Source organism: Rhodococcus sp. O3, from assembly GCF_048897285.1.
Classification (GTDB): domain Bacteria; phylum Actinomycetota; class Actinomycetes; order Mycobacteriales; family Mycobacteriaceae; genus Rhodococcus.
This window is the reverse complement of the sequence record NZ_JBMBTE010000038.1, coordinates 38,148-46,707: the sequence shown is the minus strand read 5'-3', so window position 1 is coordinate 46,707 and position 8,560 is coordinate 38,148. Positions and strand designations below refer to the sequence as shown.

The window sequence follows — 8,560 nt, the reverse complement described above, 5'->3', positions numbered from 1 at the left end:
CGGCGGTGTTCGAAGTGACGTGGTTCGGGATGTCGTGGTTCGAGCCGGTTGTCACTGTTGTCCTTCGGCGTACCAGGTGCGGAACTCGTCGTAGCTCGGCATTTCCTCGGAGTTCGCCTTCGGATCGATCGCGACGTGGACGACACCGGGTTTGCCGCTCGCGTAGGCCCGCTTGATCGCGGGTGCGATGTCTTCGTCCTTCTCGACGTATTCGCCGTAGCAGCCGAAGCCCTCGGCGATCTTGTCGAAGCGGGTCTCGGTGCTCCAGTGCACACCGGTCTCGAGCGAGCCGTGCCCGTAGGTGCGTTTGTACACGCCGACCTCGAGGCCCCACGCGTAGTCGACCGCGACGACGCACACCAGCGGAAGGTTCAGTCGCGCTGCGGTTTCCAGCTCGGCGATGTGGAACTGGAACGACGAGTCGCCGGTGATGAGCATCATCGGCCGCTTGCCCCCGTCGGCGACACCCGCGCCGACCGCGTACGGCAGGCCGGTGCCCAGGTGGCCGAAGTTCTGGTTCCACATCACGTCGTGCGGTTTGGCCTGCGAGTACGTCCAGCCGAAGATCGTGGTGGCGCCGCCGTCGCGGACCATGATGCCGTCCTTCGGGAAGTCCTTGGTGGCCTCGACGATCAGGCGCGCCGGATGCACCGGGGTCCGTCCGGACGGCGCCGTCTCGGCCAGCTCGGCGAGGCGCTCTGCGTCCTCCCTGATCCAGCGGGCCAGCTCGGGCGTCGCGGTGCGCGGGGTGTCCTTCAGTGCGTCGACGAGCTGCGGGACCACCGCCCGCAGGTCACCGACGAGGGGGACGTCGATGGGCCGGTTCACGCCGATCGCGGCCGGATCCTGCTCGACGTAGAGCCACTTGCGGTTCGCCTCGTTCGCGAGCCAGTGCCGTCCGCGTCCGAAGTGGACCGGCTCACCGAGTTCGGTGCCGATCGCCAGACACAGGTCCGATTCGACGACGGCCTCGATCGCCGACGGCGAGAACCCGTACGGGAAGGTGTGATCCTCGAGCCCTTCGATGTACGACGTGCCGCCGGACGTCTGGATCACCGGGCACGCCATCAATTCGGCGAGACGGCGTACCGACTCACCGGCGCGGGCGGTGTGCACGCCGTGCCCGACGAGCAGCACCGGCTGCTTCGCCGCCCGGATCAGCTCCGAGGCCTCGGCGACACGGTCGGCGCCCGCGGTCTGGCCCACCAGCCGGTACCGTTCGGGCGGCAGAACCGGGGGAACGTCGAGCTCCTCCTGGATGATGTGCGACGGGTACTCGATGTACACCGGGCCCGGTGTCCCCGACAGCGCCTTGCGCAGACCCTCGCGGATGACTTCGTCGGTCTGGTCGGCGTATTCGATACTGGCGCTGTACTTGACGGAATTCTCGATCAACGCTTCCTGCTGCACGAACTGGATGCGGCCCCTGCGCACCCGTTGTTCGGTGATGCGGGCGCGCTGCCCGCCGAGGAAGACGACGGGGGAGTTCTCGACCTTGGCGCACATGACGGCGCCCGCCAGGTTCGCGATGCCGGGGCCGAGCGTGCCGATGCACACCGCGGCCTTGCCCGTCATGCGGGAGACGGCTTCTGCCATGAATCCCGCGGACTCCTCGTGGTGCGGAGCCACGACGTTCCAGCCGCGTTCCTCGGCCGTATGGAACAGGTGAACGAAGTTCGGGTCCGGAATCCCGAAGATGGTGTTGATGCCTTCGGCTTCGAACAGGTCCAGGATGCGTTCGTAGACCTTAACCGACATGCGTGTTTCCCTTCTGTACGGCAGCGCCGGGGTCGACACCGTTGGCTGTCGCAAAGCTTCTGATGATGTGGTCGACGTGACCCGACCGGGTCGGCAGGATCCACGGATCACCCGTGTCGCGGATCGGGTCGATCTGCTCACCGACCTCCTCGATCGTCCACGACGGCCGGTACACGCCGGGTGTCTCGGCGACGAATGCCCGGGCGATCCGGCCTGCGATCGACACCAGCATTTCCCCTGTGATCGAGCAGGATTCGTGTGCGAGCCAGCCGACGGCGGGCGCCGCCAACTCCGGATCCATCGGAGGATACTGCGAGGTGTCCAGACCTTCGGCCAGTCGCGTGAGGGCCGCCGGCACGATGACGTTGGACTTGACGCCGTGCTCGGCACCTTCGATCGCGGCCACGTTGGACAACCCGATGATGCCGCCCTTGGCCGCGGCGTAGTTGGCCACCCGATGGTTGCCGTACAGGCCGCCGATCGACGACGTCAACACGATCCGCCCGTAGCCGGCCTCGCACATCAGCGGGAATGCCGGGCGCACTACGTGGAACGCGCCGCGCAGGTGCACGTCGAGCACGGCGTCGAAATCCTCGTAGGTCATCTCCGCGAGCGGCGCGTACCTGTTGTTGCCGGCGTTGTGGATCAGGACGTCGATGCGGCCGTACCGATCGACGGCCGCATCGACGATCGCCTTGCCGCCCTCGGCCGTCGCGACGGAATCGGTGGAGGCGACGGCCTCGCCTCCGGCCGCGACGATCTCGCGCACGACGTCGTCGGCGGGACGGTCGTCGGTGCTCTCACCGCTGATCGCCGCACCGGTGTCGTTGACGACTACCTTCGCGCCCAGCGACGCGAGCAACAGCGCATACGCACGCCCCAGTCCGCGACCGGCGCCGGTGATCACTGCGACGCGGCCGTCGAATCGCAGATCAGGCACCGAACGCTCCTCTCGCGGAGGGTATGTCGAGTCGGCCGGTCACTGCTCGAACACCAGGCCTTCCAGCGCACCTGTGCCGCGCCAGTTCTCGAGCAGCTCGGTGAGTTCGTAGAAGCCGCCCCAGAACGGATCGCCGAGGAAGGACCGTCCGTTCGGTTCGCCCTCGCTGTTGTAGTAGCCGGGAGTGCACTCCGTCGTGAACTTGCTGTTGTCGACCGAGTACTGACGGATGGTCTGAACCCATCCCTCCTCGGCTTCCGCGGTCGGCTCGACGAGCGTGACACCACGGGTCTGCGCCTCTTTGATGATGTACGCGATGTGGTCGGCCTGCTGCTCGAACATCAGCGTCGTGGCCGCGGTGACACCGCCCTGGACGAATCCGGTTGCGAAGTGGTTCGGGAAGCCGTGCGCCATGATCCCGTGCAGTGTGCGGAATCCCTTGCCCCAGTGATCGTAGAGCGACGTTCCCTCACGTCCCGTGAACGGTGCGATGGCGAACTGGCGCTCGAGGGCCGTGGTGATCTCGAATCCGCTGGCGAAGACGATGCAGTCGAATTCGTGCTCGACACCGTTCGCGATGATGCCCTTCTCGGTGATCCGCTCGACCCCCTTGGTCTCGGAGACATCGATCAGGGTTACGTTCGGCCGGTTGAAGGTGGGCAGGTATTCGTCGTTGAAGACCGGCCGTTTGCACATGTTTCGGTAGTACGGCTTCAGTTTCTCCGCCGTTTCCGGGTCCTCGACGATCGACTCGACACGCTGACGCAACCGCTCCATCGCCTTGTAGTCCTCGATCTCCTTGAGTTCGAGAAACTTGGCGGGATCGGCGAGCGCGCCCCAGCCGTTGGTCTCGTTGAGCTTCGCGGCCAGGTTACGTGCGACCTCGGTCCAGCCGTCGCAGATGAGGTCGGGCTCGCCCGGGTTGTAGAACGCGAACGCGGCGTTGTGGAAGTTGCGCTGCCGCTCCGCTCGCCAGCCCGGCTTCAGGCTCTTCACCCATTCCGGATCCGTCGGGTAGTTGGCACGTTCGAAGATGTACGACGGAGTCCGCTGGAAGACCGTGAGGTGCTTCGCCCCGCGCGCCAAGTGCGGAATTGCTTGGACTGCACTCGAACCCGTGCCGATGACAGCTATCCGCTTGTCGCCGATCCTGTCGAGTCCACCGTGCAGGTCGCCGCCGGTGTACTCGTAGTCCCAGCGGGCGGTGTGGAAGGTGTGCCCCTTGAAGTCCCCGATGCCGGGGATCCCGGGGAGTTTCGGGCGATTGTACGGACCCTGGCACATCACGACGAACCGGGCGGCGATCTCGTCGCCGCGATTGGTGCCGATACGCCATCGCCTGATCTCCTCGTCCCATTCCAGCGACCGGATCAGGGTGTGGAAGATCGCGTGCTCGTAGAACCCGAAGTGGTTTCCGATGCGCTGAGCGTGCTCGAAGCACTCGTCGCCCTTGGAGAACTTCTCCTTCGGCATGTAACCCGTCTCCTCGAGGAGAGGGAGGTAACAGTAAGCGTCCGAATCGATCTGGATTCCCGGATAACGGTTCCAGTACCAGACGCCACCGAAGTCGCCGCCGAGTTCGATGATCCTGAAGTCCTCGACGCCGGCTTCCTTCAGCTGGTGGGCGGCGATCAGGCCGCTGAACCCGCCGCCGAGGATCACGACTTCGATTTCCCCGACGATCGGATCGCGGGGTTCGACCGGAAGATGGGGGTCTCCCGTGTAGAACTCTTCGAACTCGCCGTCCGCCTCGAGATACTGCTGCTGGCCGTCGGAACGAAGGCGCTTGTCGCGCTCGAGGAGATACTTCCGGTGCAGTGCTTCCTGATCGACCTCGGGTGTCTGCGAAGGGGCGCAGGGTTCCATGTGAATGTCCTCGGTTGGTGGGGAAATCGGTGGTCAGGCGAGGTCGCGGGGTGCGCCGGTGCCCATGTAGGTGGCGAGATTGTGGTGCAGGTTGACGACGCTGCGTTCGCGATACGGGTTGGGTTTCGGGCCCGAGAAGCCACGGGTCTTCATGCCCTGCTGGACGGCGGCCATGTTGGAGAAGTCCTGGGGCAGCACCGTGCGCCAGCCCGGATCGTCGGCGGGGGTGTACTCCCATTCGGTCTTGGGTTCCTCGCCGGCCGGAAACAGTTCGTACACAGCGGCTTCGAAGATGCACTTGTCGGGGTCGTAGCCGTAGGGGCGTGCGCTGTAGCAGAGCATGTTGTTGACCGCGTGCCCGATCTGGAAGTTCGGGAAGATCTGCCAGGCGGTTCCGCTCTTCGCGACCGCCTGCGGGTCGACCGTCGGCCAGATCACCCCGCGCGCCTCGTCGTCGCGGCGTGCCGAATCGAGCCAGTGCCGCAGCACCTGGTCCGGGGGAGTGCCCTCGGGGAGTTCGTCGAGCAGGCGTTGTGCGGCGTCGACGAGGGTGCGGGTGGTGTTGGTGTTCGCGTTCTCCCAGGTGAAGTTCTGTAGCTCGATCGTGGCCTTGCGGGCGTCGGGGCCGTTGCCCACGCGCAGCTTCGCCTGCTGTTCGTCCATGCCCTTGGGGGCGTCGTAGCCGATGTTGCTGTGCTTGCCCTGCGCCCGTGACCACCCGAGGAAATTGCCGAAGTTCATGAACTCCGGGTGGGTGTACGGCACGTGGTAGGTCTCCATGAAGGCTTCGAGCGCGACCTTCCAGTTGCATTCGAACACAAGCCATTTGCGCCAACGGTAGCGCATGTTGTGAAGCTGGAACGGTTCGAGCAGCGAGGCCGCCGGTTCCAGGTAGTCGCGTAGAGGTTCACAGTCGGGATCCATGTTGATCCAGATCCAGCCGCCCCACGTGTCGACCTTGACGTCGACCAGTCGCGACCGCTCGTCGGTGAGCGTGCCCTTCCAGTCGTCCCGCTCGGCCGCGAACGTGTTGTTGCCGTCGAGGTCGTAACGCCAGCCGTGGAATCCGCACACGAACTGCCTGGCACAGCCGCGCGCCTCGTGGGCACCGTCCGGGGTGTCGACGAGTTTGCGTCCGCGGTGCGAGCACACGTTGTGGTACGCGCGGAGGGTGTCGGGGCCGGTGCGAACGACGATGATCGAGTCGTCGAGGATGTCGTAGGTGAGGAAATCGCCGACCTTGACGAGTTCCTCGACGCGGCCCACCTGCTGCCACACCTTGGCCCACAACCGGTCGCCTTCGGCGCGGGCGTAGTCCTCGGACAGGTACGCCTCGACACCGATCGTGAGAGGCGTCGAGAGTGGTTCGGCTGCTTCGGAGGTGTCCTGGATGTTGTCGACTGTGTCGGTCATGTGAGCCTTCTCCTGGTGAAACGTGCGTGTCAGCGGGTGATGGCGGCGCGGAAGGATTCGTCCTTGAGGAAGAGTGAGGTGTGGTCGGCGCCCATGTGCGTCCACTTGAGATTCAGGCCGCCGTCGACGAGGAGCGTCTGCCCGGTGATGTAGCTCGACAGGTCCGAGAGCAGGAACAGGATCGCCCCGGCCTGTTCCTCGGGGCGGCCGCGCCGGCCCATCGCGATGGCGCGCCGGTCGCGTTCGGGGTCCTCGTCGACGTAGGTGCCGGACGCCGGTGTCGCGGTCACGCCGGGAGCGATGGCGTTGACGCGGATGCCGTCGACGGCCAGTTCCACGGCCATCGTGCGGGTCGCGGCCACCAGGGCGGCCTTCGCGGTGCCGTATCCGATGTGGAACGGTGCGGTGTTCATGCCGCTGATCGACGAGATCGAGACGATCGAACCGGGGTTGCCCTGCGACTTGATCTCGGCGGCGACGGCCTGGCTCATGAAGAACATCGTTTCGAGGTTCTGGGTGAACAGTGCACGCCAGTCCTCGCGGGTGACGCGGGTGGCCGGCATCCACGTGGCGGGTGCCGCGCCCCCGGCGACGTTGACGAGCCCGTACAGGTCGCCGTCCGTCCGGCGAGCCGTCTCGACCACCGCGGCGATGCCCTCGTCGGTGGAGGCATCCGCAGCGAGGGGAACCACCCGGAGTCCTTCGGAGACAAGGGGTTCGATGTGCTTGTTGAGATTCTCCTCCGAGCGGCTCACCGCGATCACGGTGGCTCCCGCTTCGGCGACACTCCGGGTGACCGAGGTTCCGATACCACCACCGGCGGCGCCGGAGACGACGACGATGCGCCCGTCGAGACCGAGAAGTTCGTTGCTCACCGCACTCACCGGACCTTGCGGATCGCGAGGACGCTGCCTTCTGCGTCGGCCGACACGTAGAGGGTGCCGTCCGGTCCGGCGGCGATACCCGCGAAGGGGCCCTGCGGTCCGGAGAACGGGGGCAGGCCGAGGAGCGGCTTCGGCGTCACCCCTGCGGGCGCGCCGACCGGAAGGTTCCGCGCGACGACCTGCTGAGCCTTGGTTTCGAGGTCGACGCCGATGAGGGTCTTCGCATCCACGTCGACGATGAACAGCGTGCCGTCGTGGACGACGATGCCCTCCGGTCGTTCGAGGCCGTCGATCAGGGTGTCGACACCGGAAGCGGTGATCGACAGGATCCGTCCGGCGCCGGCTTCGGAGACCAGGGCCGTGCCGTTCGACGCGAAGGCGACGCCGATCGGCTCGTTCAGGCCGTCGGCGACGGCCCGGGCTTCACCGGCCGCGACGGCATAGACCTTTCCCGCGCCCAGGTCCGCGGTGACGACGGTTCCGCTGTGGGACACCGCGACTCCGTAGAGCGCTTCGAGCCCGTCGGCGAGGACCTCGCTCTCGGCGGCCGCCGGGTTGTATCGGGAGACGATTCCGTCGCCGGTGACGATGAACTCGCCGTTGCCGACGGCGGTCACCCCGCGGATGTAGCCGGGCCAGCCGGGGCTGAACAGCATTCCGAGAGTGCGGGTCCCGCCGCCCGGTTCGAGTGCGAGCAGGAAGGTGCCGTCGGCGATGTAGACGGTTCCGTCCGGTCCGACGGTCAGGTCCAGTGGCCAGGTCAAGCCGTCCGACAGTGCCTCGCGGGTCTCACCGCCGGCGAGGATTTCGGTGACCTTGCCCGTGAAGCTCGACACGAACAGCCGGTCGCCGAGGAAGGTGAGGTTGTCGAGTCCGGGATTCAGCTGGGCCAGGACCGTGCGGTCGCCGTTGCGCGGGTTGATCCGCAGTACCTGGCCGGAGGCGACCTGGGTGGAGACGATGAAGCCTTCGGAGTCGAACTTCACCGCGTCCGGGACGCCGAGATCGCCGGCGACGCGTTCGGGCTCGCCACCGTCGGGGTCGATGCGCCAGATGTCGTTCGTGCCGAGCAGCGGGTAGTAGAGCTTGCCGTCCGGCCCGACCTCCATGCCGTTGGGCATCGGGAGTTCGTCGAGGAGAACCTTGGGCGCGCCGCCGGCCGGGTTCAGCTCCATGAGGCGGCCCCCGACCCGGCACTCGTTCACGAACAGCCGGTCCTGGTGGATCGTGATGCCGTTCGCGCCGGGCAGGTCGTGGCGCAGCAGGCGGGTGCTGCCGTCGGCGCCGCGGATGCTGACCCGCCCGTCGTAGTACTCGGTGATGTACATGTCGCCGCGGCTGTCGAACGCGACGTCGTCGGGGGCGACGATGTCGCTGCCCTTGGGGCTGATCGTTTCGAGTGCACCGGTCCCGGGGTCGAACGCGCTGATCTGGCTGCCTGCGACCTGCGCGACGTAGATACGGCCGTCCGGGCCGCTACGGAGACCGTTCGCGCCGAACAGTCGGCTCGGCGGAGTGAGTCGTTCCATGGCCCATCCGTCGGTGAGCCTTGTCGATGTTCCGGTGTAGCGCGCCCCTGCTGTCAAGATCGGGTCCCCTCCCGTGACGAGAATCTGATTCTCCGAAGTGCGGAACTCGGTGGTGCATTTCGTGTGAGTGTTGTCGCGACGGTGCGCTGCGTATCCCGGATCGAGTGACG

At 66.4% G+C, this 8,560-nt stretch carries 6 protein-coding genes; all 6 read right to left on the bottom strand.

Features of this window, described 5'->3' with window-relative positions; translation table 11 throughout:
- Positions 1 to 51: 51 nt before the first annotated feature.
- Genes ACN675_RS13265 through ACN675_RS13240 form a run of 6 tightly spaced genes read right to left on the bottom strand, consistent with a single transcriptional unit; the run spans position 52 to position 8,390 of the window.
- On the bottom strand, positions 52 to 1,758 hold the full coding sequence (locus ACN675_RS13265; RefSeq protein ID WP_420751279.1) for a thiamine pyrophosphate-binding protein: 1,707 nt from the start codon (positions 1,756 to 1,758) through the stop codon (positions 52 to 54).
- Positions 1,748 to 2,698, bottom strand: a complete 951-nt coding sequence (locus ACN675_RS13260; RefSeq protein ID WP_420751278.1) for an SDR family NAD(P)-dependent oxidoreductase — start codon at positions 2,696 to 2,698, stop codon at positions 1,748 to 1,750. The genes ACN675_RS13265 and ACN675_RS13260 overlap by 11 nt, the downstream gene beginning before the upstream one ends.
- A gap of 39 nt (positions 2,699 to 2,737) precedes the next feature.
- Positions 2,738 to 4,564: a flavin-containing monooxygenase gene (locus ACN675_RS13255; RefSeq protein ID WP_420751277.1), complete on the bottom strand. Its 1,827-nt coding sequence runs from the start codon at positions 4,562 to 4,564 to the stop codon at positions 2,738 to 2,740.
- Between the two features lie 33 nt (positions 4,565 to 4,597).
- Positions 4,598 to 5,977 (bottom strand): aromatic ring-hydroxylating oxygenase subunit alpha, encoded by a 1,380-nt coding sequence (locus tag ACN675_RS13250; RefSeq protein ID WP_420751276.1) that lies wholly within the window; start codon positions 5,975 to 5,977, stop codon positions 4,598 to 4,600.
- Between the two features lie 29 nt (positions 5,978 to 6,006).
- Positions 6,007 to 6,852 carry an SDR family NAD(P)-dependent oxidoreductase gene (locus ACN675_RS13245; RefSeq protein ID WP_420751275.1) on the bottom strand — a complete coding sequence of 282 codons (846 nt, stop codon included), beginning with the start codon at positions 6,850 to 6,852 and terminating at the stop codon, positions 6,007 to 6,009.
- 5 nt (positions 6,853 to 6,857) lie between these two features.
- On the bottom strand, positions 6,858 to 8,390 hold the full coding sequence (locus ACN675_RS13240) for an SMP-30/gluconolactonase/LRE family protein (protein WP_420751274.1): 1,533 nt from the start codon (positions 8,388 to 8,390) through the stop codon (positions 6,858 to 6,860).
- Positions 8,391 to 8,560 lie beyond the last annotated feature (170 nt).